Genomic DNA, 26808 nt, shown 5'->3' on the forward strand with positions numbered 1-26808 from the left:
CAATGGTGATGTTCAACAAGGTATTAATTGCAAATCGTGGAGAAATTGCTAGACGTGTAATCAGAACATGCAAGCGCCTCGATATTCAAACGGTTGCAATCTATTCAGAGGCAGATGCTGAAAGCTTACATGTAAAGGATGCAGATGAGGCGTACTGTGTAGGGAAGCCTCCTGTTGCACAAAGCTACTTAAATATTGATCGTATTCTTGAAATTGCACAAGAGAGTGGCGCAGAGGCTATCCATCCTGGCTATGGCTTATTATCGGAGAACGCAGACTTTGCGAGGCGTTGTACAGAGGCAGGCTTCGTATTTATCGGACCGAATGCCGATGTAATAGCCTCGATGGGCAGTAAATTAGAAGCACGTAAAACAATGAAAGCTGCTGGTGTGCCTATTGTTGAGGGTGTGGAAGCACCTGTGAAAGATATAGTAGAAGCGACTGAAATTGCTGAGCGTCTAGGGTATCCAATTATGTTAAAAGCCTCTGCAGGCGGTGGTGGTATTGGGATGCAGCTTGTTGAAAATGCAGAGGAGCTTGCGAAAGCATTTGAGGGCAATCAAAAACGTGCACAGTCATTTTTCGGTGATGGCACAATGTATATGGAGCGCTTTATTGCCAATCCACATCATGTCGAGGTACAAATTATCGCAGATCACCAAGGAAATGTAGTGCCGTTATTTGAGCGTGAATGCTCTATTCAACGCAGAAATCAAAAGGTAGTAGAAGAAGCACCGTCACCGTTTATTTCACAGGAAACAAGAGAAAAAATGCTAGAAGCCTCCGTCAAGGCAGCGAAGCATATTGGCTATATTAATGCTGGCACAATCGAATATTTAGTAGATGAACAGCAAAACTTTTATTTCTTAGAAATGAATACAAGGCTGCAGGTGGAGCATCCAGTGACAGAGGAGATTACGAAGCTCGATTTAGTAGAGGAGCAATTAAAAATAGCCGCAAAACAGACTCTTACATTTACAAGAGAAAGCATTACTAAAGAAGGGCATGCAATAGAGGTACGGATATATGCTGAAAATCCCTCTACGTTTTTCCCATCTCCAGGTACGATTACGGCTCTTGAATTACCAGCAGGTGAAGGTGTTCGCCATGAATGTGGTGTAGAGGCAGGCTCAGTTGTAACACCGTTCTATGACCCAATGATTAGTAAATTGGTTGTGTGGGGAGAAACAAGGGCTATTGCTTGTGAAAGACTGATTCAAGCATTGCAAGCCTATAAAATAGAGGGCATTCAAACAAATATTCCAATGCTATTGAAAACTGTTACACATGAACAGTTTTTACAAGGCAATACAACAACTAAATTTGTGGAGCAGTATTATTTACCACAATTAACAGAAACAAAGTAAATATTAAATAGTAGGAGTGAATGATTATGGCAACAGTAAAAGCAAGCATGGCAGGGACAGTATGGAAAATCGTTGTAGCAGAGGGCGAGCAGGTGACAGCGGGGCAAGATGTAGTTATTTTAGAGTCAATGAAAATGGAAATTCCTATTGCGGCGGAAGAGGATGGCGTAGTGACAAAAATTATTGCCAATGAAGGGGACTTTATTAACGTCGATGACGATATTTTAGAAATTGAATAAGAGGAGGCTTCTTTATGCAGCTACCTAAGCATGTCACAATTAAAGAGGTAGGTCCCCGTGATGGCTTGCAAAATGAACAAGCGCATATTCCAACAGCAGATAAAGTACAGCTAGTCAATTTATTAAGTGAAACAGGCTTACAGTATATTGAGGTAACTTCATTTGTGCATCCGAAGTGGATTCCGCAATTGGCAGATGCTATGGAGGTGCTGCAAGCCATTAAAAGAAACAAGGATATTACCTATGCAGCGCTTGTGCCGAATATGCATGGCTTGGAACGTGCACTGCAGGCTGAAGTAGATGAAGTAAGCATTTTTATGTCCGCGAGTGAAAGCCATAACAAAAGTAATATTAATAAAACAATTGACGAAACATTTCCTATTTTAGAGGAAGTAGTAGTAGGGGCAAAGGCTGCAAAGAAAACAGTTCGTGGTTATATCTCAACAGTAATTGGCTGTCCTTATGATGGCTATATCCATCCTGATAAAGTGCTACGTGTAGCTGATCGATTATTAGAGATGGGTGTGACGGAAATCTCCCTTGGCGATACAATTGGCGTTGGCGTTCCAACTCAAGTCGAGTTTCTTTTAGAGGAGCTATTAAAAAGATATACTGCTGAACACTTTGCCATGCATTTTCACGATACACGCGGGACAGCACTCGCTAATATGATGAAATCTTTAGAGATGGGTGTTACCAAATTCGATAGTGCCCTTGGTGGCTTAGGAGGCTGCCCATATGCAAAGGGGGCATCGGGCAATGTAGCCACTGAGGATGTCTTATATTTATTTGATGAAATGGGCATTGAAACAGGCATAGACCGCCAGAAAGTGCTAGAGGCAGCACTCTTTATTGAACAGAAGCTAGGGAAGGCTGTTGCATCAAAGCAGATGGCTATTGTCCGCAATGAAAGGAGTGCACATCAACCATGACACAGCTTGTACGCTTTGAAATCGTAACCGAAAATATTGGACTGATTACCCTATCAAGACCAGAGGCTGCGAATGCAATGTCTGTCCAATTATTGCGTGAGCTATCCGATACACTTGATCAAATTAATGGTGATCCAGCAGTACGTGTAGTTTTACTAACAGGTGCAGGGGAGAAGGCATTTTGTGCAGGTGCAGACTTAAAAGAACGTAAGGGGATGTCTGATCGACAAGTCAAGCAAATTGTACAGCTAATTGGTGCAACTGTAGCAAAGGTAGAGGCACTTGCTCAGCCAGTTATTGCGGTATTGAATGGTGTAGCCTTTGGCGGAGGGCTAGAGCTAGCACTTGCCTGTGATTTACGTCTTGCAGCTACACATGTAAAGCTAGGTTTAACAGAAACATCTCTTGGTATTATTCCGGGAGCTGGCGGGACACAGCGATTGCCACGGCTTATTGGTGTTGGGAAAGCAAAGGAATTGATTTATACAGCTCGTAGATTAAATGCAGATGAAGCGCAAAGCTTTGGCATTGTTGAATATGTTTACGATGGTCGTGAATTGTTGGAGAAGGCACAGCAGCTTGCGCAGGAGATGGCGAAAAACGCACCATTATCATTAATACAAGCGAAAATTGCTATTAATCAGGGTGTAGAGGTAGAGTTAGCAACTGGTTTAAAAATTGAATCACTGGCATATAGTGCATTGATCCCGACAGAAGACCGATTAGAGGGCTTGCTGGCCTTTCAGGAAAAGCGAGCACCACAATACTCAGGGAAATAAAGGGGAAAAGCTTGGCATACCGTAATAGATTATTGTGCATAAAAAGTGTGCCAGTAAAATGCTGTTATGGATTGGCAAAGGGAGGAATAAAGTATGAGCAATATATCAACCGAAAATACATCACCAACAATGAAGGAGCAAATTTTAGCAGGCGGTGCACCAAAATATCATGATAAAAACGCACAACAAGGAAAGCTATTTGTACGTGAACGTCTTGAGTTATTACTAGATGATGGACTGCAATCAGAGGACGGTCTTTATGCAAACTGCTTAGCAGGGGATTTACCTGCTGATGGTGTTGTAACGGGGATTGGTAAAATTCATGGTCGTACAGTTTGTGTACTTGCCAATGATTCAACAATTAAAGCTGGCTCTTGGGGGAAACGTACCGTTGAAAAAATGATTCGTATTCAAGAAACTGCTGAGAAGCTGAACTGTCCATTATTATATTTAGTTGATTCAGCAGGGGCACGTATTACAGACCAGTTAGAAATGTTCCCAGGTCGCCGTGGGGCAGGACGCATTTTCTATAATCAAGTAAAGCTGTCAGGAAAAGTGCCACAAATTTGCTTATTATTTGGGCCATCTGCAGCAGGTGGGGCTTATATTCCTGCCTTTTGCGATATTGTGGTGATGGTGGAAGGCAATGCATCCATGTATTTAGGGTCGCCTCGTATGGCAGAAATGGTTATTGGAGAGAAGGTTGATTTAGAAACAATGGGCGGCGCAAAAATGCATTGCTCCGTTTCAGGCTGTGGGGATGTACTTGTAAAAACAGAGCAGGAGGCGATTGCCTATGCTCGAAAATATTTGGGCTATTTCCCAAACAACTACGCAGAGCGCAGCAAGGTAGAGGAGCCTAAATTACCTGCTTCATTTGATAAATCGATAGCAGAATTAATACCGCAAAATCAAAATGTGCCATTTGATATGTATAAGCTAATTGAGCGTATTATTGACGAAGATTCGTTTTGTGAGGTTAAGAAACTATTTGCACCAGAGTTAATTACAGGTCTTGCACGTATTAATGGGCAGTCTGTCGGCATTATTGCGAATCAGCCGCGTGTAAAGGGGGGCGTGCTATTCCACGACTCTGCGGATAAAGCTGCGAAATTTATTTCTCTTTGTGATGCTTTCAACATCCCGCTATTATTCCTAGCAGATGTTCCAGGCTTTATGATTGGTACACAAGTGGAGAAGGCTGGCATTATTCGGCATGGTGCGAAAATGATTTTTGCGATGAGTGAGGCAACAGTTCCAAAGATTACAGTAATTGTCCGTAAGGCATATGGTGCAGGCTTATATGCCATGGCAGGCCCAGCATTTGAGCCTGATTGCTGTATCGCATTCGCCAATGCACAAATTGCGGTAATGGGACCAGAGGCTGCTGTTAATGCAGTGTATGCCAATAAAATTGCTGAGCTACCAAAAGAGGAGCAAGCAAGCTTTATTGCCGAGAAGCGTAAAGAATATCAAGAGGAAATTGATGTGTACCGCTTAGCATCAGAGCTTATTATTGACGATGTCATTGAGCCAAATGATTTACGTAAGGTATTAGAAAATCGTTTAGAGCTTTATATGTCAAAATACTTACTATTCTCAGAGCGTAAGCATGGGGTAAATCCTGTATAAATTACTTGTTAGGCTGCCTTATTTATAGAGGCAGTCTTTTTTCTTGATATAAGTTCTAGGCTGCTATTTGTGTATAGAAAATGAAAACAGCAATGACACTGAAATAGTGCTTCAACCTAATAAGCTGATAATAATAAATTAGGTAGCCTATTTTATTATAAGTAACCAATTGCTTTTATAGAAAGGGATGACTTTACATAAAGCTTAATTAAAAATAGTGGATGAAGCTGTATTGTACGGAAAAATTAAAAGAATCCATTTTGACAAAAGATTAATCAAAATGGATTCTATCTAGCAGAATTTAAACTTTGGTTTTATGAAAAATTTATGCATTTGCTACTTATATTGCTCTACAATAGCGCCCCGCAATTGAATAACGAAAGTACCTTATAATTAAAATATACTTATTTTGCCGTTATTTAATAGAATGGCCAGAATAGCGGTACTAATACAACACATACAATAAGTTGAATAATAATGAATGGGACACCACATTTAATATAGTCTATAAATCTATAATTACCTGGAGCATATATCATCGTATTTGGAGGTGTACCGATTGGTGAAGCATAAGCAGCAGAAGCACCTACACAAATTGCCATTAAAATTGCTCGTGGGTCTGCTCCCATACTTGTAGCGATTACTAAGCCAATAGGAGCCATTAATGCAGCAGCTGCTGTATTAGACATTATTGAAGTTAAGAAAGTTGTTAATAAGAATAGCAATGCAGTAATCAAATATGGACTAGTGCTTTCACCTGCAAAGCCAATAACTGTATCTGCAATAATTTGAGCAGCGCCTGTTTCTGATAAGGCAGTAGCCATAGGCATCATAGCAGCTACTAAAATAATAGTAGACATATCAAGTGATCTATAGGCTTGCTTTTCTGTCATTGTACGGGTTAGTACAATTAATAATGCACCGATAATGGAAACAACATGTAACGGGATACCAATTTGTTTTTCGAATACCATAAAAATAACCGTAAAGATTAAAATACCAATGGCAACGAATTGTTTTAATGTATTCTCATTTTTAGTATTTTTTGATTCTGTTTTTTCTTCATGTACATCAAGCATTGCATTTTCTCTATTGGGAATAAGCTTGTAACCAATCGTCATCATATAAATAATTCCAATAATGGCTAGCGGAATCCCAATTTTCGCAAATTCAAAAAATCCAAATGTAGTAATTCCTTCATTCTCCATTACACCTTGAACAGCTAAATTACTATTTGTCCCAACTAATGTAACTAAGCCACCTAAAGCTGTCGCATAAGCTAACGGCATTAATAGCTTTGCGCGATTAAATCCTAATTGATCTGCAATTAAAATAATGATAGGCATTAATACCGCAGTTGTACTAGTATTTGATAAAAATCCAGATAATCCCGTTCCGATAATCATTATTGCAAGTAATAATTGTTTTTCGGTTTTAGCAAATTTTGTAATTAAACTACTAATTCGTTTTGCCGCTCCGGTTTCAAACAATGCTGCCCCAATAACAAACATCCCTGTAATCAAAATAACAATATTATTGGTAAACCCTGAAAACAACATATCTGCATCAATAATTCCAAAAAGGAATAGTAGAAATGCGGACAAAAGAGCAGTCGACGCAACTGGAATGACTTCTGTGACAAATAAAATTCCTGCTAATAGTAAAATCAATAAAGTAATTGTTGCTGCAGTCATAAATTTCCCCCTTTCCCTATCAGTGAATTATTTATCCCACTTTGCTATAACTTGGTTAACAAAAGTTGTACATAGTCCGATATAACTTTTTGGATTTAAGTATTCGCATACTTGCTCTGGTGTGAAATGTTTCATAACTTGTTCGTTTTCTAAGGCAACATCGACAAGAGGACGCTTAGATTCGAATGCCTTCATTGAGATTTCATAAACATAATCATGAGCTACTTGGCGACCAACAAATTCGCCTAGCTTTAACATTAGGTTTTCAGAAACAATCAGCCCCTGAAGTAGGTTTAAATTACGTTCCATATTTTCTTCATGTACAATCATGCCTTCAAGTACACCCTGCATTTGTTCTAATCCACCGCTTGTTAAAATACAAATTTGAGGGATATAAGACCACTCTGTAAGCCAGAAAGTCATATCACGCTCATGCTCTTGAATCATCCCATCAAAAGCAAGACTTGCATTTCGTTGAACAATCCGTGTTAATCCTACGACATACTCACAGACCATTGGATTTCGCTTGTGAGGCATTGTGCTACTTCCAACTTTCCCCATATCAAATCCTTCTTCAATTTCTCCTAGTTCTGAGCGTTGAAGGTTGATAATTTCATTTGCAATTTTGCCGATAGTTCCAGAAATCATAGCAACAATTGAAGAGAACTCTGCAAATCCATCACGCTCAACATGCCAAGTAATAGTTGGTTGACCTAAACCAAGAATGTCACAATATTTCTCTTGAACTTGTAATCCATATTCACTAATAGATGCTAACGTACCAGCAGCTCCGGCAAATTGGCCAAGTAAATATCGTTTTTCACCATCTTTTAGACGTTCTATATGACGTCCAATTTCATCTGCCCAAATTGCAATTTTATAGCCAAGTGTTATAGGCAAAGCATGCTGACCATGGGTACGTCCAGGCATAATTGTTTCCTTATATTGTTCCGCTAATGATAAGCATGTTTTTAAAAACTTGTTCAATTGTGATATGAGAATTTGTTGTGCATCTTTCATTTGTAACACTACTGCAGTGTCCATAATATCTTGCGTTGTTGCCCCCCAATGTACATAACCACCAGCATCACCATCACATAGCTTTTCAAGTTCACGAATTAGTGTAATCAGTGGGTGGGAAGTATCTACAATACCTTTTTGGATTGTTTTCATATCTAAATATTTATATTTTGCTTTTTTCGTAATTTCCGTTGCAGCTTCTTTTGGAATTAAACCAATTTCAGCTTCTGCTTGTGCTAATGCAGCTTCCGCATCTAACCATTTTTGAAGTAAAGACTTATCAGAAAAAACATTACTCATTTCTGTTGATACATAAATGCCTTTATAAAGCTCTGAATCAATTACAAATGAACCCATAATATAATTCCTCCTATTTGTACAAGGAAAACGATTTCCTTGTGGGTAAAAATAAAACTCTTTAATAATATGAATATTTACTAAGAGATTAAGGAAAACGTTTTCTTTTTTAATAGATTAATCGATCGAAGAATGACTGTCAATATAATTTTGAATATTCACCCTATTCAGGAGGGGACATTGTTATTCTTATAGTGAGTTTGTTATAATTTTTACAAGACTATGAAGTTTAGGTGATTCGAATTGACTACACTAAAAGATGTTGCAAAATTAGCTGGTGTTCATCCATCTGTTGTATCGAGGGTTTTGAATAATAATGACACGCTACATATTAAACCTGAAACACGCCAGAGAATTATGGATGCTGTTAGAGAATCTAATTATGAACCAAACCAAGCTGCCCGAAATTTAAAAAATAAAGAAACAAAAATGCTAGCCATTATTATTCCTGATTTTTCAAACCCTGTATATGCCGAAATTATTAAAGGGGCAGAAAAAGAAGCAATTAAAAAGGGATATACGTTGATTGTTTCCACTCTTCAACAAGAGAAAAAAAATATGACTCAACAATTACTCAGTCTTCAAACGAAAGTAGATGGACTGCTTATCGGTAGTATTACAAATGAGCAAGAAATGACCAGGACGTTGAATAAATTTAAAAAGCCTTTTGTTATATTTAATCGTGAAGTTGAAAGTGTAAATAATAGTGTGTTACTTGATGATTTAACAGGTAGCCGAATAGCTACGGAATATTTAATTGAATTGGGACATGAGAAAATAGCACATATTGCAGGTCCACTTTTTACAAGTACGGGTTTAATGCGTTTAAAGGGATATCGAGAAAGTTTAAATAAGTATGGTTTAGAGTATCACGCACATTTTGTACAAGAAAGCGATTATTCACTACAGGGTGGATTTGCTGCAACAAAGCGTTTACTACAAGATCAAACGGGTTGTACGGCTATATTTGCATCTAATATTTTGATTGCCTTGGGTGTACTTGAGGCATTGCATAGTGAAGGAATTCGAGTACCAGAGGATATCTCTGTCGTTGGGTTCCATGATGTTTTCTTTGCAAATACAATTCACCCTCCGTTAACAACTGTCGAGCTTCCATTATCTAAATTAGGTGAAGTAGCGGTGGAAAAATTAATTGCGACATTAAAAGGTGAACATGTAATTATGGAGGAAAAGACGATAATAACCGGTGGGAAATTAATTGAAAGATCGAGTGTGAAAAGAATAAAGCGCTAAATGGATGCAGATTATTATGGAATATTAATGATTATTGGAACACCTTATAGCGCGAGCATTGCATTAAGAAGTTGAACTAGGTAAGAGATTTATTGATGAAAGAAAACTACAACTAGATATAAGTATGTTATTATCCATATCTTTCTATCCAATTGCAAGGCATTGCACGCTAAAAGACATGAAAATAAGGTAGAGAGCACCATCCTCTTCTTGAAAAGTGCTCTCCTACAACTATTAATACTAAAAGACTCAATCTAGCAACTTAGCATATATAAATCAATCGAATTTTCATCAAGTAAACTACCTCGTCAGCTATTTACAATCTCCAAAGCATTTTACTTTATTCCACAATCTAACCTGTTTGTGGAACAGGCCCTCCTTGATACCAACATAGGATTTTTAAATAAATTTTTTTCAAAAGTTATAAAAAGGATAATTTGTGTGGAGTCTGTATTACTTGTAGGAGATTCTCAGATAAGACCTTGCAATGAACAGAGCGAATGAAGTAGTTTATGCTATCGACGCTTTTTATTTTAATTAATGGAAGAGCCCTTTGTAGCACAGGTTTGCAGCTAAAAATAGCGAATAGCTTTATCAATCAACATATTTGATAATAGTTTGGTGATAAGTGATTACCCACTTGCACAGTGTAAGACAGCGTATTAAAATATGAGAAGAATAAAGGGAAGTAGGTGTTAAGCTTGTCAAAAAATAACATAACGAATATACAAGGTAATGCCAAGCTTCCATTACCATATCGAGATGTTATTGATACATACTATTTACCAATAAAAGTAATTGGTTGGATTTTATTTAGTATTTATTCATTTGTGGCTTTTTATAAATTAGTAATTGATCGTTTAGTCAATGTTGCTGTTATTTTATTGAAAGACGATCATTCTATAGGTGATTTAGGATTGTTTGATTATAGTAGCTGGCGGATTACTACTAATTTTGTTCCTTTTGAAACCATTCTCCGTTATATTAACTACTCTCAATATTTTAATTGGGATATTATTATTATTAACTTACTAGGTAACTTATTCATTTTCACCCCAATGGGCTTTTTGTTACCATTATTATCAAAGAAATTTCGCAAAGCATGGGTTGTAATTTGTTTAGGCTTTCTTTCGAGTCTTGCTGTCGAAACAATTCAATTTATTTTTACAGTAGGTTCTGCTGATATTGATGATTTAATTTTAAATTCAATTGGTGCATGGCTTGGTTATATCGCTTATAAAGGAATATTAATACCACCTAAAAAGGTAAACGAGCAGTCCAATTAAAAGGACTGTTTTTTATTTCCTATTAATAGATAAAATAGTAATAAAATAGTTGCTTTGTACCTATGTAGAAGGGAATTAAGTATCTCTTTAAGCGGTTAGTCGCGAATTGTCCTTGAATTTAAGAAAAAAAATTCCGATAATGAGTGTACAGAAGCTGTTCAGATGGTATAGATATAGTAATAAAAGATATGTATATATCTAATTGGTTATTTGCATATAAAGATAGAGAGATGAGGTGAAAAGCTATGAAAATATCCAGCTTAATAGAGCAAGAAAGAATTTCAACGCAACAGAGTCGTAAAAAGATTATCCAACGCAAAGAGGCAGGAGATGCCTATCGCAAAAATGCTATGTATTTTCAGCCAAAGAAAAATCCATTATTGCTTGAGCTTGAAAACTTATTGCTAGGGCGTACTGATCAGAAGCTTTATGAGCAACAGCAAGAAGATGCTAATGAAGTCACATCTCAACAACAAACTATTATGCAAAGTTTACAGCAAACTGAAAAAAATGTACGTGCACATGAGCAAGCATATAAAACAGATAATAATGAGAGCGTCCAAACACCCACTACATCAGAAATAGCTGACCCAGAGCTAAATAATACGCTACAAATTTTAGAGCAGGTACGGAATGCAGCATTGGCATCAGAGGCTCCTTCTCCTCAAGATTTACGTGTTGCAGCAAGCGCTGATGCTCAGATTCAGCATCTATTAGATGGGGAGGGTGATGTAGAAGATATTGAGCCTCCTTTTATCCATGATACAATTGAAATAAAGGTTCCTGAACGTTTTTCAAAGGAATTGAAATTAGACCCATTTGCAGATACAATTTTCGGTAAGGGTTACGAGGATGCACTAAGAGTAAATAAATTTAAGCATGCATCTGAAAAATACGCGACTCATATTGAAATGACGAAAAATGGCTATCGTCCAGATCAGGATCCAATGTTTTCTTTGATAGCCTAATGCTGTAGATAGGGGATTGTTAACATGGCAAAGGCAAAGCATGCGAAAACAAATGCAATTAGATTGTTAGATCAGCAAAAAATCGATTTTGATGTAATCGAATACGAAATTGGAGACGGTCAAATTGACGGTATATCCGTAGCAGAAAAGATTGGTCAACCTGCTGCAAGAGTGTTTAAAACATTAGTTGCAAAAGCAAGCGCACAAAAGTTATTTGTGTTTGTGATTCCTGTAGCTGGGGAGCTAGATTTAAAAGCGGCTGCAAAAGTAGTTGGAGAAAAGAAAATTGAGATGTTAGCTGTTAAAGATTTGCTTGGCTATACGGGCTATGTTCGAGGTGGATGCTCGCCAGTAGGGATGAAAAAATTATACCCAACCGTGATTGATGCCTCTGCACAACAGCAGGGTAGTATTATTGTAAGTGCTGGGAAAATTGGCTTACAAGTACATGTACAATTAGCTGACTTAATACAGATAACAAAAGCGCAAGTAGCACAAATTACAGCTACCCATGATTAAATGGGTAGCTTTTCATCGTAAGGGAGATCGATCAAAATGAGCAGAGTAAAAAGCTGGCGTTGGGCATTTTTTATTGGAGGTCTTATTGTTATGTCATTAGGGATTTCCATGTCTATTAAAGGAAGAATTTTAGGAACAAGCCCATGGGATGTATTACATATTGGTTTATTTAAGAATTTTGGTTTAACGATTGGCACTTGGTCGATTTTGACAGGGCTATTTATTGTCGTAACGACATCTATTATTTTACGAGAGATGCCGAAAATAGGCACATGGTTAAATATGCTACTAATCGGTCTGTTTATTGATATTTTTAATTGGCTATTACCAACTACAACAAACTATGGCTTACAAGTAACTTATTTTATTGTGGGCTTATTTGTTTTAAGCTTTGGCTGTGGTATGTATATTGCGCCTAATATGGGTGCAGGTCCACGTGATACATTGATGATGTTAATTGTTGAGCATTTTGGTGGAACTATTAAAACAGCGCGAATGGGTATGGAGATTCTTGTAACAGTTGTTGGCTGGCTACTAGGAGGGCCTGTTGGTGTAGGAACAATTATCATTGCACTGCTGTCGGGCTATATTGTGCAATATTCATTACCGTATTGTCGCAAGGTTTTAATCAAACATACAGGTCCTATTGAAGGGATATAGAAAAACGCTTTGTCGAATGGAGATTTGAAATTCGGCAGAGCGTTTTTCTTTGTTTAGAAACATAGTAGTCAAAATAATTAGAATATTTATCTTACACAGTGTCTAATGGCGAGAAAGAAAAATTTTATTAATGTAATACATATAAACTATAAAGAGGTGATAAAACGTGACAACAGTAAAAGAGACAATTCCACAGACTCCACGTGTATCAGTGCAAAAAATGTATATATATATATATACGGTGAAAGAAAATTAGAGTTTCAAGCACAGCCTATTCACCGTATTTTCAGGTGTTTGATTAATCATTTGGATAAAGCCTTGGACAGCACGTTGAATCTTTCCGACATTTGAGTAAAAGACATTGTGGATCACCGTTGTCTTCATCCATTTCCACAGTCCTTCGATTAAATTTAAATTGGGACTGTACGGCGGAAGGAACAGAAATTCAAAGAAATCTTGATACTTTTCTAAAAATGGTTGAATCAATTTCGCATGGTGTATGCGCGCATTGTCTAATACCATCACGATGCGTTCATTCGGATAACGAGCGATGACTTTTTCTAAAAAACTTAGGAATTCAACAGCGGTATATTGTTCTTCTTGCACGCAAAATACATCGCCCGTTTCGTAATCCAATGTACCAATTAGCTTAACCCCTTGATGTCGGCCATATGTTGGAATGATTTTTTGTTGACCTTTAAGAAACCACGTGTTGGAAATCGCTTGGTAATCACGGATCATTGACTCGTCTTCAAATAAAATACGATCAATTTGACCATGAATTAGTTTTTTTTCGCCTGTTCAAATTTTTCAAGGAAAACTGCTTGTTTGAGGGGGTCTGCTTTTTCCAATGTATACGTTGGTTTCGTATAACTTAAACCAAGACGGTACAATAAATCACGTGTCCCACGTACAGAAAAAGACACACCAAATGTTCGCTCAATCCAATCGCGAAGAAGAGGCGCTGTCCAGTTCATTTCAACGGGAAAACCAGCATCTTTAGGCGTTTGGTTGACAATTGTCGCGACGACTCGTGCTTCTTGTTCAGCCGTTAAATGACGCTTTCGACCAGGTTGTTTTTTACGTCCAAGTCCAGCGATCCCTTTTTCACAATAAGCTTTGCGATAATTGAACAGCGTCGCTAAAGAAAGACCTGTATAGTCGACAATTTTTTCATACGATTCGCCGGAAAGTAACATATAAATCACTTGGTAGCGAACGAACATTTTATGATTGTTTTCTTCTTTCATGACAAGCTTTAATTCTTCTAAAGCAGCAGGAATTTGTTCTTCAGGAATTAGGACAATTTTACGCATCATTTTTCTCCGTTTCATATCTATTAAGAATAGTATACAGGAAAACGAAGAAAAAGAGTGTAAGTCTAAAAGTTAATCACCTTATATATAGATGGCTCATTAGATGAATTATCTGAAATGGACAGCTCAATTGTTAAAAGAACTGTGCAAACTTTAGGGCAGCTTATTTTCCGAGATATTTATTCGAATGACCATCAGATGGAAGCACCAGATTGGATCAAGAATTGGATACTAGGAACAATCGGTGCAGATCAATTAATGATTAATCTAAAAAAGCTAAATTTGGATAAGGATATTGCTGAATTTATTGTGATGATAATTGATTGTCCAGATAATCAATTTTTGAAAGATGAATTTAAGTATTTATCAATATTTTTAAAATCGCAATTCAAGGTTATAGGAATTGATTTATTACCATTTATCTATAATCATCAGCTCACATGTATTTTATTTACCTATAAAAGCTGCAATAGAGCAGATATTGTAGTTATTTTGGAGAGAGTAGAGGAGTATTTTAAAAAGAAGCAGCAAGCCTTAAAGCTTGCAATAGGTCGTCCAGCTCAATCGTTATATAAATTATCTTTAGCCTATAAAACTGCAAATGAAGTGATGTTTTTCCATAATACAATGTATAAACAAACACTTTTATTTTATCAAGATATTTATATTTATCGATTAATTTATCCTTTATATGAAAAAGGGATATTAGAAGATTATGTGATCGATCATTTAGGACCTGTCATTGATTATGACTATCAATTTAACTCTAATTTAATTGAAACGTTACGAGTATACCTTTATAATAATTGCTCAAAAAAAGTGACAGCCACAGCTCTTCATATTGTTAGACAATCTTTATATTACCGTTTAGAAAGAATGAAGGAGTTAATTGGTGAAGATTTCGATGAATTTCCAAAGAAAACCGTATTGGAAACAGCACTAGTAGCATTAGACTTTTTAAATGCAATCGGGTATGACTGGAAGTATTCAAAAAAGAAAATTACTTGAAATTGACGATTAGCCGCTTATCACAATAGTAAATCTTCTTCAAAGAAGCTATCCATAGCTTCTTTGAAGAAGATTTTTTTATTATATCAATGGCACTTTTTCACGTTTAATATTTTCGGGTTCTTGTTGTTCTACCGTTCTTGTTTGCTCTAGTTCTTCCCAATAATCAGCATTTTTAATATTTAGTAAATTTGGACGGAAAATAGGGTTTTCTCCATTTTTCTTTTGTTGCTCATAATCTTTGAGCACTTTTATTGCCGTTTTAGCAAGTAGCACGATTGCGATCATATTAACCCAGCCCATTAAGCCTACACCTAAATCAGCAAGTCCCCAAATTAATGCAGCTGAATTAACAGAGCCAAATACGACCATAAATAGGAAGCCGAATTTAGCGATATAGTCTAAAGAATTTCCTTTAATAGAAAGTGTGCTCTTTAGATATACGAGATTTGTATCCATTTTATAGAAGTACGTGATTAATGTTGTAAAGCAGAATAGGAATAAAGATGCTGTCATAAAATATTTACCAAAAGAGCCGATAACCGTTGATATGGCAAATTGCGTATATAGCTCAGGTCCAGCATTCGGTAAGCTTGAAACGATTGCTGTGCCGTCTGCGCCAGTAACATTATACATGCCCGTAATTAAAATCATAAATGCAGTTGCTGTACAAATTAATAGTGTATCAAGATAAACTGAAAACGCTTGCACTAAACCTTGCTTTGCAGGATGTGAAACATTAGCCGCACCTGATTCAAATGTTTCAGAACCAAGACCAGCCGCATTAGAGAATACGCCACGCTGAACCCCTTTAGCAATAGCAAGACCTAAAAGACCACTAAATGTAGCATTCAAATTGAAAGCGCTTGAAATAATAAGCGAAAACATTGCTGGAATTTCAGAAATATTGAAGGCTAAAATAATTAAGCAAATTAAAATATAGCCAAAAGCCATAAATGGTACGAGAAATTCAGATACTGTAGCAATACGTTTAACACCACCGAAAATAATGACAGCAATTAAGATTGCTAATAAAATTCCTGTAATTAATGGCGAAATATTAAATGTGCTTTGAACAGTTAAAGCAATTGTATTTGCCTGTGTCGTTGGCCAAAGAATCCCAATGGCAACTGTTAAAATGATAGCAGAGGCAATAGCTAGCCATTTCATATTTAAGCCTTTATGAATATAGTAAGGCACTCCCCCACGATATTCCCCATTTATTTTACTTTTATAAACTTGTGTTAATGTAATTTCAATAAATGAAGTAGCACTTCCTAAAAACCCTGTAACCCACATCCAAAAGACTGCCCCAGGTCCCCCTAAACTAATCGCGAGTGCTACCCCTACGATATTACCAGTACCAACTCGGCTTCCTAATGACATCGCTAATGCTTGAAAAGAGGAAATCCCAGCATTATCATCATTTTTTTCAAAAAGTAATGTTACCATGTCCTTCAGCCTTCTTATTTGTACAAACCTCATTAAAATTGTAAATATAAGCCCTGCCGCTAAAAATAGAAAGATTAGCGCATTACCCCAAACGACCCCGTTTATAGCGTTAACAATTTCTAACATATACACGATCACCCCTTGATAATTTTCGAAAAATCAGAATATTGTGTTCAGTATATAGGAAAGAGAGATTGTTTGATTTAGACAGAGTGTAATGTTCTTTGAAGCGATATTTTTAACTTTGTGTCAGTTGTGTGAAGAATAGGGGATTTAGAAGAATTAATGACTAGCACCGTTCAATATATTATTTCTCAAAAATAAATGTTATTTGGGCGAATGTCAATAAGGAACCTTAAATTTTAGGCACAGTGTCTAATGCGAGGTTTTCATAAATAGATTATTCTTACAGAAGATATTTGAATATTCTATGATAAAAATGATTGGAGGTAGCTTTTAGATGGATACGAGAGTAGTAGCTATTACAGGAGCTGGAAGTGGCTTAGGTGCCTCCTTAGCCAAGAAATATTATGAATTGGGATATTACGTATGTTTGCTAGGACGTACGCGAACGAAGCTTTTGAAAACAGCACAATCATTTGAGCATCGTTACGCTATTTATGAAGTGGATGTTTCTTCAAAGAGCGATGTGAGTAAAGTGATGCAAGCCATTAAGCAGGAAGTTGGGCAAATTGATGTATTCATCAATAATGCTGGTGTAGGGGATTTTGATAGCGCTGAACATATAAGTGAACAAGCTATTCATCAAATGATCGACATTAATTTAAAAGGTACGATTTTTTGCACGCAAGAAGTAGTAAAGGATATGAAGAAAAGAGATCAGGGTTGCATCATCAATATTATTTCTTTATCAGGAAAAAGAGGGAAAATAAATGAGTCCGTTTATAGTGCCAGTAAGTTTGGTGCGCGAGGATTTACTGAAAGCTTAGCGCTTGAGCTAGAGCAGACAAAAGTTAAAGTATTTGGGGCATATATGGGAAATATGAAAACAGAATTATGGGATGGTGCTAAGGCAGAGGAAAGCTATATGGACCCAGATGATGTAGCAGATATTATTATTGAAAATACGATAGAAAGGAATAATATGGTGTTGGAGGAGATTATTATTAAAAATAACAAATATAAATATATTCAATATTAATAGAAGAGGAACTGTTTATCGTTAAATGGTTGCCTAGTTTTATATTAGATAGTTTGTGCATTCTAAATTCAGAAGGAACTGTAAAAATATTTGCCGTATAAATATGACAGCATGTAAGTTGATAAGAAAATTTAGAATAATAAAATTAGATGAGTATAATTTTAGGAGGGATGATATGAACTGGTCACGTAAAATTAGTGTTGTTGGTGCACATGCAGAGGGAGAAGTTGGCAATGTTATAGTTGGTGGGATGCCTCATATCCCTGGCGATACGATGTTTGATAAAAAAGAATATATGGAGCAACATATGGACGAGATTCGAACGATGATGCTGTTTGAGCCACGTGGTGGTCCATTCCATAATGCCAATATTTTAGTCCCGCCATGTCATCCAGAAGCACAAATGGGATACATTATCATGGAAACTACGGAATATCCGCCAATGTCAGGCTCTAATACAATGTGTGTGGCAACAGTTTTACTGGAAACAGGCATAATACCAATGCAAGAGCCTATTACTGACCTGGTATTAGAAGCACCTGGAGGACTTATTCGTGTAAGATGTATGTGTGCAAATGGCAAGGTAAAGCAGGTGGAATTTACCAATGTCCCTGCTTTCCCAATTCATTTAAATCAGGAAATAGAGGTAGCGGGGGTTGGAACAATTCAAGTGGATACATCCTATGGCGGTATGATGTTTGCGCATGTTCATGCTGAGAAATTAGGCTTCCATTTAACGCCAGATGAAGCACATGATATGTGTTTAGTAGGGCAAAAGGTTAAAAAAGCTATAAATGAGCAATTAGAGATTGTACATCCTGAAAATAGCAAGATTCGTAGTGTATCGAATATTATATTTGAAGGTCCACTTCATCGTACGGATAATGGTATTGAAAGTAAAAATGGTACGGTTGTTCTCCATGGAAGACTCGATCGTTCACCATGTGGAACTGGTACTAGTGCTCGATTAGCTGTGATGGCTGCAAAAGGCTTAATAAAGGAAAAAGAGCTATTTATTAATGAGTCATTAACAGGAACGAAATTTAAAAGCTATATTGAGCGTAGGACAACGATTGCTCAAAAAGAAGCAATAATCCCAGTTATAGCAGGGCAGGCATGGATTACTGGCATAATGGATTATGGTATTGATCCAACAGACCCAATAGCCTATGGTCACCAAGTAAGTGATATTTGGTTTTAAATAAAACAAGGCTATCTAAAAAGTCGCTGAAAATAGACTTTTTAGATAGCCTTATGAATTTAAATAGAGAGTATTGTTTTATTAAAACGATGGTGATGCTATCCCCTTTTTCTTTCGCCTCTTAATTCCTCTATTCTAACAAAGTGGCAGTTGTTTAATCAGCATTGCCATATTTTTTTGTGCTTCTTCATATAATGCATGGCGAAGGAGGAATGTGGTTGAATGGAAATGTGACGTATTACTTCGGACACGCATTGACTGGGCAAGGTGTGAAACATTTATATAAAGAGCTGATGGAAGAGGCGGAGCTTGTTTATTTTTTGCAAGGTGCACCAACCTTTAAAGGGTCAGAGCTTTTAAAGGAGCTAGGCTATTTCTATGTGAAGCAGGGCTTTAGTGTTGAATGGTTTAAGCATGCTTTATTAGAAGATGCTGTAGAGGCTGTTTATATAAAGGGTTGCAATAGACTTTTTGTATGGGCATCTGAATGGGCTCTTGAACCGACATTGCTTGGCACAAAGCATCGTGTCCTATCTTTTTATGACTGTTTGGAGGCAGAGCAGCTTGAAAAAGCAGGTGAACGGCTTGCGATTGCGATGCAGGAGCGTCTATCCTGGCGTGAGAAATGCATTGCTACACTGAATCATGCTATTAAGCTTCATGATGAATGGGAGATTATCACGCAAAGCTGTATGAACTGGCAGGCATTGGATGAACAAGTAGCAAGCTTAAAAACAGAGCTATTTCAAGCTATCACCTTGAATAAAGCAGGTACTCGTACGCATCGTTTACTAGGAACGTTAACGCCTAGAGGTGCAGAAAATACAGTGGATAGCATTACTAAAAATATAACGACTAGACTGATGATTAAAGGCAAGCCTGGTACAGGAAAATCTTCTTTAATGAAGGATTTAGCAGATGAGGCGAATGCAAGAGGGCTTGATGCGCAAATTATTTGGTGCGGCTTAGATGCAGGCTCTGTGGATATGGTGATTATTCCAGAGCTAAACTTCTGTATTTTTGATAGTACAGAGCCTCATGTTTTTGACCCACAAGATGGTCGATTAGGTGATCGAATATTTGATATTGGTCAGCATTGTATGTTATCAAAGAAAGCCGAAACTGATATTGAAGCTGTTCGAGCACAATATAAGGAAGCAATGCAGGATGCGATGGGCTATGCGAAGCGCTATGCAGAGGCAGAATATACGGTTCGCGAATTATTAGATCATTGTCTGTCAACATCTTTATGGCGCGAAAAAACAGCACCACTCTTTGAAAGGGTAACAAAATAATTTAGCAAATGACAGGCTTATGCTAAACTAGGAGCTAGAACAGTTTTCCTAGGAAAGGATGATACGCTTGTCAAAAGTATTAAATGCATTTTTAGATGAAAACCTACAAGCCTTACATGAACAAGGCTTATACAATGAAATTGATCCAGTAGAGGGAGCAAACGGCCCAATTATTAAAGTACGTGGCAAAAATCTTGTAAACTTATCCTCTAACAATTATCTTGGCTTAGCAACAAATGAAGATTTAAAGCGTATTGCCAAAGAAACAATTGCTCAATATGGTGTTGGCGCAGGTGCTGTTCGGACAATTAACGGTACACTTGATTTGCATGTAAAATTGGAAGAAAAGCTTGCGGAATTTAAAGGAACAGAAGCGGCAATCTCTTATCAATCAGGCTTTAATTGTAATATGGCAGCTATTTCTGCTGTAATGGATAAAAACGATGCGATTCTTTCAGATCAATTAAACCATGCCTCAATTATTGATGGCTGTCGTTTATCGAAGGCAAAAATTATTGCATATAATCACTCTGATATGGAGGATTTACGTGCTAAGGCAAAAGCAACGAAGGAATCAGGCTTATATAATAAAATTATGGTTATTACAGATGGTGTGTTCTCGATGGATGGTGATATTGCTAAATTACCTGAGATTGTGGAAATTGCCAAAGAGTTTGATTTAATTACGTATGTTGATGATGCACACGGTTCAGGTGTAACGGGTAAAGGTAAAGGAACTGTAAAGCATTTTGGACTTGAAAAAGAAATCGACTTCCAAATTGGTACATTGTCAAAAGCAATTGGTGTTGTTGGGGGCTATGTAGCAGGGAAGAAAAACTTAATTGATTGGTTAAAGGTGCGCTCACGTCCATTTTTATTCTCAACAGCACTACCACCAGGTGATGTAGCGGCAATTACAGCAGCTGTTCAAATGTTGATTGACTCTACAGAGCTACACGATAAGCTGTGGGAAAATGGCGATTATTTAAAGGCAGGGCTTAAGAAGCTAGGCTTTAATATTGGAGAGTCTGAAACACCAATTACACCATGTATTATTGGGGATGAAAAGCTAACACAGGAGTTTTCAAAACGCTTATTCGAAGAGGGCGTTTATGCAAAATCCATTGTTTTCCCAACAGTGCCAAAGGGAACGGGACGTGTGCGTAATATGCCAACAGCCGCGCATACAAAAGAAATGCTAGACGATGCATTAGCAATTTACGAAAAAGTTGGTCGTGAACTAGGTGTTATTCAATAAAGAAGAAGGCTTCCTCGCTCATGGGGAAGCCTTTTATGATGGTTCAGTGGATAGGAGAGTGGAGTTGCCGAATAGAACGCCAAAAGTGACGGATAGGAGAGGCACAACCGATATTAGCGATTAAATAATTGCAGTTGTTCAATTCTATGAATAGCTTCGCGTAAGCGTTCCTCGCTAACGAGTAAGCCAACGCGTATATAGCCTTCGCCGTATTGTCCAAAGCCATTGCCTGCTGCAACTGCAATATCTGCTTTTTCAAGCAACAGGTCAGCGAACTGTTCACTTGTATAGCCTACTGGCACAGGCAACCATGCGAAGAAGGAGCCTTTTGGTGCAGTTACTTGCCAGCCAATGCGATGAGCTTCTTCAATCAGCACATTTCGACGGCGCTCATAGGTAGCTCTTAATTCATCGGCACATGTCTGAGAGGCTGTCAGTGCAACTGCGGCAGCCTGCTGGACAGCGGGGAATTGGCTACAAAATAGATGGTCTTGAATAAGATTGATGGCAGCGATTATATCGGCATTGCCAACTGCAAAGCCTATGCGCCAGCCTGCCATATTATAAGTTTTGGATAGTGTATACATTTCGATGCCAACATCTTTTGCGCCCTCTGCCTGTAAGAAGCTAACGGGTTTGCAGCTATCGAAGCCGATCGCACCATAAGCAAAATCATGTGACACGATAATATTATGCTCTTTAGCAAAGCGTACCGTTTCCTCAAAAAATTCAAGTGTTGCCGTACCGCCTGTAGGATTGTTTGGATAATTTAAATATAATAATTTTGCTTTTTCCTTTGCGTCTTCAGGCAAGACATGGTAATCTGGCAAGAAATCATTTTCAGCAAAAAGTGGCATCACTTCAAAATTTACATCTGCTAGGGCAACACCAGATAAGTAGTCTGGATAGCCTGGGTCTGGTAAAAGCATTGTGTCACCAGGATTTAATATTGCTAAAGGAAGCTCTACAAGTCCAATTTTTGTGCCGCCAAGGACAGCAACTTCCGTGTCAGGATCAATGTCCACACCATACTCACGATGATAAAAGTCAGCCGCAGCTTGGCGTAATTCAGCGATACCGCGAAATGGCGAATATTTATGATGCTGAGGGTTTTCAGCCGCCTTCTGTAATGCCTGAATAATATGAGGAGGCGTTGGTTGGTCAGGATTTCCCTGTCCAAGATTAATAATATCGCGCCCTTGCTCAAGCGCAGTATTTACTTTTTGTGCAAGTGCTGCAAAAAATTGAGTAGGTAGTTGTTGAAGCTTTTTAGAAAATTCCATGTATGTTCACCTTTTTCAGAATATAATAATAATTGTTAAAGAATTATGTTGCCAATACTATTATTTTTTTAGTGAATTGTCTAGTCTTTATTAGGATTAGTTGTAGATAGGTTACTTGGAAGATAAGTACATATAGTATAATGAAAACTATGAAAATTTAGTTATCTATTTAGAGGAGGAATGGGCATGAAAATCGGTTGTATTCAATTAAATGTTGGCTTTGGCAAGGTAGAGGAAAATTTTGTGCGCGCTGAGGAGAAAATTCGTGAGGTCGTGCAGCAGGGAGCGGAGATTGTTGTGCTGCCAGAAATGTGGAATACAGGCTATGCATTAGAGAAGCTACCTGAGCTAGCGGATGTGAATGGAGAGCGGACAAAGGCATTTTTGGCAAATTTATCAAAGGAGCTTGGTGTACATATTGTTGGTGGCTCTGTATCAACAAAAAAAGGCGAGAAATTTTATAATACAATGTATACATTTGATAAAAATGGTGAGTTAGTCGGTGAATATAGCAAGGCACATCTTTTCCGTTTAATGGATGAGCATCTTTATTTAGAGGCGGGAGATGAGATGAACCGCTTTGCACTTGGTGATCTTGAGGCTGCTGGAGTGATTTGCTACGATATTCGTTTCCCTGAATGGCTACGCGCACATGCATTGCAGGGGGCGAAGGTGCTGTTTGTGCCTGCACAATGGCCAACGCCTCGAATTGACCATTGGAAAACATTGCTGCAGGCGCGTGCCATTGAAAATCAATGCTTTGTTATTGCGGTGAATCGTATTGCGAAAAAGGTAGAAAATTTTAATGGGCAGTCAATGATTATTCAGCCATGGGGTGAGGTACTATGGACAGGCGCAGAGGATGAGGAAGTAGCTGTCATTGATGTAGACTTTTCCATTGTTGATGAAGTACGGGGCAGAATCCCTGTCTATGATGATCGTAGACCGACACTCTATGATGGTATTCTTCAAAAATAAATTATAGAAGGCTATTTAGCTAAGAAAGCAGATAGCCTTTCTTCATTTGAAAATAGATGATAGAAAGGAATACTAACAATCATATGACTGAATTTTTATTAACAATTGAATCAATAATGATGAGAAAGCATTTTGAAAAGACAAAGGTCGTTGCAGGACATGGTAGTCTTCAACGCTATGTAAAATGGGTGCATATATTAGAATCTTTAGATATTGATACATTTGTGAAGGGTGGAGAGTTAATTTTAACGACAGGTATTCCAATTGCTCAAGATGAGGAAGTTTTTATTGATTTTATAAAAAAGCTTTCTCAATTGGATGCAGCAGGTCTTTGCGTGGAATTAGGGAAGCATATTGAGCACATTCCAGAGAGCGTTATACAATGTGCGAATGCATTAGAATTTCCTATTATTACATTTACAAATATTGTACCATTCGTTGAAATTACACAAGATATTCATAAACTGCTGATTAATCAGCAGTATGAGCTGCTTCAGCATTTAGAATCCTATGCGCAGGATTTACATAAGCTTGCGTTATATGCAACAAATTATGAGCAATTGTTAATGAGGATGCATAAGTATTTAAATGTATCGATTGCTTTTGAATTAAAGGGAGAAGACACTTTATATATTCCGAATACACAACAAGCACTATTTCATCGTTTAAAGCAGACAGCGTCTAGTAACACAGAGCATTTTCTATCAAAGGATATTTATTTATTACAACAAAAATATGGCACAATTTATATCTATTCTGTCAATCGGATTTTAACGGAGTTGGATACGTTAATTTTAGATCGTACAAGTGTAGCTTTGGCGAATTATTTATTAAGAGATTTATATATTGATGAAAAGCAGGGTAATGAAAATCGTTTAATTTTGACACAATGGCTGCACAATGAATTAACAATGCAAGATATCCAATTATTTTTGGAGGATTATGCGCCTAAAACAATAAGGTGTTCATGGATTGTGATGATACAGCATATTACAAGATTCAATAAAAATCAAAATCTAACGTACCATAAATTATTTATACATAATATTTTAGAGAAACATGGATTTTTTTCATGTACAGTTGAAGAAAATCGAGAGTTAATTTTTATGATAGCGGATATGTGGGGGAAAAATGACTATAAGGAACGGCTTGAAGCGGTGGTAAGGGAAATGAATGAGAAAAGCCAAGAGGATATGCCAAATATTGTTGGCTTTGGTCATTATGTCAACAGCCCGCAAGATATATTTAGAAGCTATGAAACGGCGAAAAATACGATTTTTATTCGTAAGCATAATAAAAGCCTTTCCTATTTTTTTGATGACCTACCATTACAGCATATGCTTTTACAATTGCGGAAGGATAAGGTTTTTTTAGATGTTGCCAGACAGTATTTGTCCCCCTTATTTGAATATGACCAGCAATTTAATGGTCAACTAGTGCGCACATTAAAGAAATATTTGGAAATGAATGGCTTAAAAAAGGAAACGGCACAGGAGTTATTTATTGTACGACAAACACTATACCATCGTTTAGAGAAAATTGAATCGATTATTGGCAAGGATTTTATGAAGGGGGATCAGCGCTTAGCGTTAGAGCTGATGCTGCGCCTTATTGATGAATAGCATAGCAAGAAAAGGGGGTTTCAAATGTTATTTGAAACGCCCCTTTTTATAGACTTGCCATTTTGTTATATGTTTTGTCTAAATGATCTTACACTTTGACTAATGAAAGCCCTTCCACTTTCATGCATACTAAACATACCAACTAATACAGGGAGGCACGATGAATATGAAAAATGCAACGGATTTCGATTGGCGTACAAAGGATGAACAATTTGTCTGGCATGCAATGAGTCCATATAATCCCCAAAATACAATGATTATCGAAAAATCAGAAGGGGTTTGGGTAACAGATATTGATGGCAACCGTTATTTAGATGCGATGGCAGGTTTATGGTGTGTCAATGTTGGCTACGGTCGTGAGGAAATTGCAAAGGCAGCTTACAATCAGCTTGTGCAAAACTGCTATACACCGCTTTCCTATAGTCATACTTCAGCCATTTTATTGAGTGAAAAAATTAGTGAGTTGCTTGGTGGCGACTATGTTGTTTTCTATTCAAACAGCGGCTCTGAGGCAAACGAGGTAGCCTTTAAAATTGCTCGTCAATACCATAAGCAAACAGGGCAGCATGAGCGTACAAAAATCATTTCACGCTACCGTGCGTATCATGGTAATACAAGTGCTTCACTTGCAGCAACAGGGCAGGCACAGCGTAAATTTAAGTATGAAGGATTAGCACCTGGCTTCTTACATGTAACACCGCCTGATATGTATCGTTCACCTGAGGAAGTGGAAAATCCAATTGATTTGCCTTCTGTTCAAGAGGTAGACCGTACAATGACATGGGAGCTATCTGAAACGATTGCAGCAATGATTATGGAGCCAATTATTACAGGTGGTGGCGTACTTGTACCAAATGACCAATATTTAAAGGGCATTCGTGAAGTTTGTGATAAGCATGGCGCATTGATGATTGTCGACGAGGTAATTTGTGGCTTTGGTCGTACAGGTAAGGCATTTGGTTTCCAAAACTATGGTGTGCAGCCTGATATTATTACAATGGCAAAGGGCTTAACAAGTGCTTATATGCCACTATCAGCAACAGCTGTAAAGCGTGAAATTTATGAAGCATTTATGGCAGCAGGTGATTATGAGTTTTTACGCCATGTCAATACATTTGGAGGCTCTCCTGCAGCATGTGCCGTTGCATTGAAGAACATTGAAATTATGGAGCGCGAGCAATTATTTACTCGCTCTGAGGAAATGGGCGCTATTTTATTCGAGGAGCTAACAGAGCGCTTAGCGAACCATCCGCATGTTGGTAATATTCGTGGTAAAGGCTTACTAGTAGGAATTGAGCTTGTTGAAGATAAGCAGACAAAAAAACCTGTTGATATTTCGTATACAAATGCAATTATTGCTGCTTGTAAAAAGCAAGGTGTCATTATTGGGAAAAATGGTACAACGACAGCAGGCTTTAATAATGTACTAACATTATCACCACCACTTACGTTAACAATTGAAGAGAAAAATACAATTGTCGAAGCATTGGCAAATGCTTTTGCACAGCATCAATAGGAGGAAAGAA

At 37.5% G+C, this 26808-nt stretch carries 23 protein-coding genes; 18 read left to right on the top strand and 5 right to left on the bottom strand.

The window, feature by feature from the left end; genetic code table 11:
* Positions 1–8: 8 nt before the first annotated feature.
* The 5 genes from MHB42_RS02330 to MHB42_RS02350 all read left to right on the top strand — a co-directional run bounded on the left by MHB42_RS02330 (position 9) and on the right by MHB42_RS02350 (position 4949).
* Complete coding sequence (locus MHB42_RS02330; RefSeq protein WP_340804161.1) at positions 9–1367, top strand: acetyl-CoA carboxylase biotin carboxylase subunit; 1359 nt, start codon at positions 9–11, stop codon at positions 1365–1367.
* Positions 1368–1393: 26 nt separating this feature from the next.
* A complete protein-coding gene (locus MHB42_RS02335) occupies positions 1394–1606 on the top strand; it encodes an acetyl-CoA carboxylase biotin carboxyl carrier protein subunit (protein ID WP_340804162.1) in 213 nt (70 codons plus the stop codon).
* A gap of 14 nt (positions 1607–1620) precedes the next feature.
* The gene (locus MHB42_RS02340) at positions 1621–2538 is read left to right on the top strand and encodes a hydroxymethylglutaryl-CoA lyase (protein WP_340804163.1); all 918 of its coding nucleotides are present in this window, start codon (positions 1621–1623) and stop codon (positions 2536–2538) included.
* A complete protein-coding gene (locus MHB42_RS02345; RefSeq protein WP_340804164.1) occupies positions 2535–3317 on the top strand; it encodes an enoyl-CoA hydratase in 783 nt (260 codons plus the stop codon). The genes MHB42_RS02340 and MHB42_RS02345 overlap by 4 nt, the downstream gene beginning before the upstream one ends.
* 93 nt (positions 3318–3410) lie before the next feature.
* Entirely contained in the window at positions 3411–4949 is a 1539-nt protein-coding gene (locus tag MHB42_RS02350; protein WP_340804166.1) for an acyl-CoA carboxylase subunit beta, read from the top strand.
* Positions 4950–5368: 419 nt separating this feature from the next.
* Here MHB42_RS02350 and MHB42_RS02355 read toward each other — a convergent pair whose 3' ends face one another.
* Both MHB42_RS02355 and purB read right to left on the bottom strand, forming a co-directional pair.
* Complete coding sequence (locus MHB42_RS02355) at positions 5369–6643, bottom strand: SLC13 family permease (protein WP_340804167.1); 1275 nt, start codon at positions 6641–6643, stop codon at positions 5369–5371.
* A 27-nt stretch (positions 6644–6670) separates the two neighbouring features.
* Positions 6671–8020, bottom strand: coding sequence for an adenylosuccinate lyase (gene purB, locus MHB42_RS02360; protein WP_340804169.1), 1350 nt, complete (start codon positions 8018–8020; stop codon positions 6671–6673).
* A 243-nt stretch (positions 8021–8263) separates the two neighbouring features.
* Between purB and MHB42_RS02365 the strand changes: the two genes are divergently transcribed.
* The 5 genes from MHB42_RS02365 (at position 8264) to MHB42_RS02385 (ending at position 12707) form a co-directional block, all read left to right on the top strand.
* The gene (locus tag MHB42_RS02365) at positions 8264–9274 is read left to right on the top strand and encodes a LacI family DNA-binding transcriptional regulator (protein WP_340804170.1); all 1011 of its coding nucleotides are present in this window, start codon (positions 8264–8266) and stop codon (positions 9272–9274) included.
* A gap of 701 nt (positions 9275–9975) precedes the next feature.
* Complete coding sequence (locus tag MHB42_RS02370) at positions 9976–10560, top strand: VanZ family protein (protein ID WP_340804171.1); 585 nt, start codon at positions 9976–9978, stop codon at positions 10558–10560.
* A 245-nt stretch (positions 10561–10805) separates the two neighbouring features.
* Positions 10806–11528: a hypothetical protein gene (locus MHB42_RS02375; RefSeq protein ID WP_340804172.1), complete on the top strand. Its 723-nt coding sequence runs from the start codon at positions 10806–10808 to the stop codon at positions 11526–11528.
* A 24-nt stretch (positions 11529–11552) separates the two neighbouring features.
* Positions 11553–12047: a Cys-tRNA(Pro) deacylase gene (gene ybaK / locus MHB42_RS02380; RefSeq protein ID WP_340804173.1), complete on the top strand. Its 495-nt coding sequence runs from the start codon at positions 11553–11555 to the stop codon at positions 12045–12047.
* Between the two features lie 36 nt (positions 12048–12083).
* Complete coding sequence (locus MHB42_RS02385) at positions 12084–12707, top strand: YczE/YyaS/YitT family protein (RefSeq protein ID WP_340804174.1); 624 nt, start codon at positions 12084–12086, stop codon at positions 12705–12707.
* A 252-nt stretch (positions 12708–12959) separates the two neighbouring features.
* Here MHB42_RS02385 and MHB42_RS02390 read toward each other — a convergent pair.
* Positions 12960–14023 (bottom strand): IS630 family transposase gene (locus MHB42_RS02390; protein ID WP_340808510.1). Its coding sequence is split into 2 segments (ribosomal slippage): positions 12960–13499 and positions 13502–14023, totalling 1062 coding nucleotides; the frame shifts between segments, so codons are not numbered across the junction.
* A 117-nt stretch (positions 14024–14140) separates the two neighbouring features.
* Between MHB42_RS02390 and MHB42_RS02395 the strand changes: the two genes are divergently transcribed.
* Positions 14141–15031, top strand: coding sequence for a PucR family transcriptional regulator (locus MHB42_RS02395; protein WP_340804175.1), 891 nt, complete (start codon positions 14141–14143; stop codon positions 15029–15031).
* Positions 15032–15112: 81 nt separating this feature from the next.
* On the opposite strand, the gene MHB42_RS02400 is transcribed toward MHB42_RS02395, so the two are convergent.
* Positions 15113–16609 (bottom strand): alanine/glycine:cation symporter family protein, encoded by a 1497-nt coding sequence (locus tag MHB42_RS02400; protein WP_340804176.1) that lies wholly within the window; start codon positions 16607–16609, stop codon positions 15113–15115.
* A 334-nt stretch (positions 16610–16943) separates the two neighbouring features.
* On the opposite strand from MHB42_RS02400, the gene MHB42_RS02405 reads away from it, so the two are divergent.
* From MHB42_RS02405 to MHB42_RS02420, 4 genes are all read left to right on the top strand, one after another.
* The gene (locus tag MHB42_RS02405; protein WP_340804177.1) at positions 16944–17645 is read left to right on the top strand and encodes an SDR family oxidoreductase; all 702 of its coding nucleotides are present in this window, start codon (positions 16944–16946) and stop codon (positions 17643–17645) included.
* 175 nt (positions 17646–17820) lie between these two features.
* A complete protein-coding gene (locus MHB42_RS02410) occupies positions 17821–18846 on the top strand; it encodes a proline racemase family protein (protein WP_340804178.1) in 1026 nt (341 codons plus the stop codon).
* A 212-nt stretch (positions 18847–19058) separates the two neighbouring features.
* A complete protein-coding gene (locus MHB42_RS02415; RefSeq protein ID WP_340804179.1) occupies positions 19059–20141 on the top strand; it encodes a nucleotide kinase in 1083 nt (360 codons plus the stop codon).
* Positions 20142–20199: 58 nt separating this feature from the next.
* Positions 20200–21399: a glycine C-acetyltransferase gene (locus MHB42_RS02420; protein WP_340804180.1), complete on the top strand. Its 1200-nt coding sequence runs from the start codon at positions 20200–20202 to the stop codon at positions 21397–21399.
* Between the two features lie 113 nt (positions 21400–21512).
* Here the strand turns inward: MHB42_RS02420 and MHB42_RS02425 are convergent, their stop codons facing one another.
* Complete coding sequence (locus MHB42_RS02425; RefSeq protein WP_340804181.1) at positions 21513–22682, bottom strand: pyridoxal phosphate-dependent aminotransferase; 1170 nt, start codon at positions 22680–22682, stop codon at positions 21513–21515.
* Between the two features lie 186 nt (positions 22683–22868).
* On the opposite strand from MHB42_RS02425, the gene MHB42_RS02430 reads away from it, so the two are divergent.
* The 3 genes from MHB42_RS02430 to MHB42_RS02440 all read left to right on the top strand — a co-directional run bounded on the left by MHB42_RS02430 (position 22869) and on the right by MHB42_RS02440 (position 26798).
* Positions 22869–23660, top strand: a complete 792-nt coding sequence (locus tag MHB42_RS02430) for a carbon-nitrogen family hydrolase (protein ID WP_340804182.1) — start codon at positions 22869–22871, stop codon at positions 23658–23660.
* Positions 23661–23743: 83 nt separating this feature from the next.
* On the top strand, positions 23744–25282 hold the full coding sequence (locus MHB42_RS02435) for a PucR family transcriptional regulator (RefSeq protein WP_340804183.1): 1539 nt from the start codon (positions 23744–23746) through the stop codon (positions 25280–25282).
* 166 nt (positions 25283–25448) lie between these two features.
* Complete coding sequence (locus tag MHB42_RS02440; protein WP_340804184.1) at positions 25449–26798, top strand: aspartate aminotransferase family protein; 1350 nt, start codon at positions 25449–25451, stop codon at positions 26796–26798.
* Positions 26799–26808: the final 10 nt, after the last annotated feature.

The sequence above is a fragment of the Lysinibacillus sp. FSL K6-0232 genome (genome assembly GCF_038008325.1).
Lineage (GTDB): Bacteria > Bacillota > Bacilli > Bacillales_A > Planococcaceae > Lysinibacillus.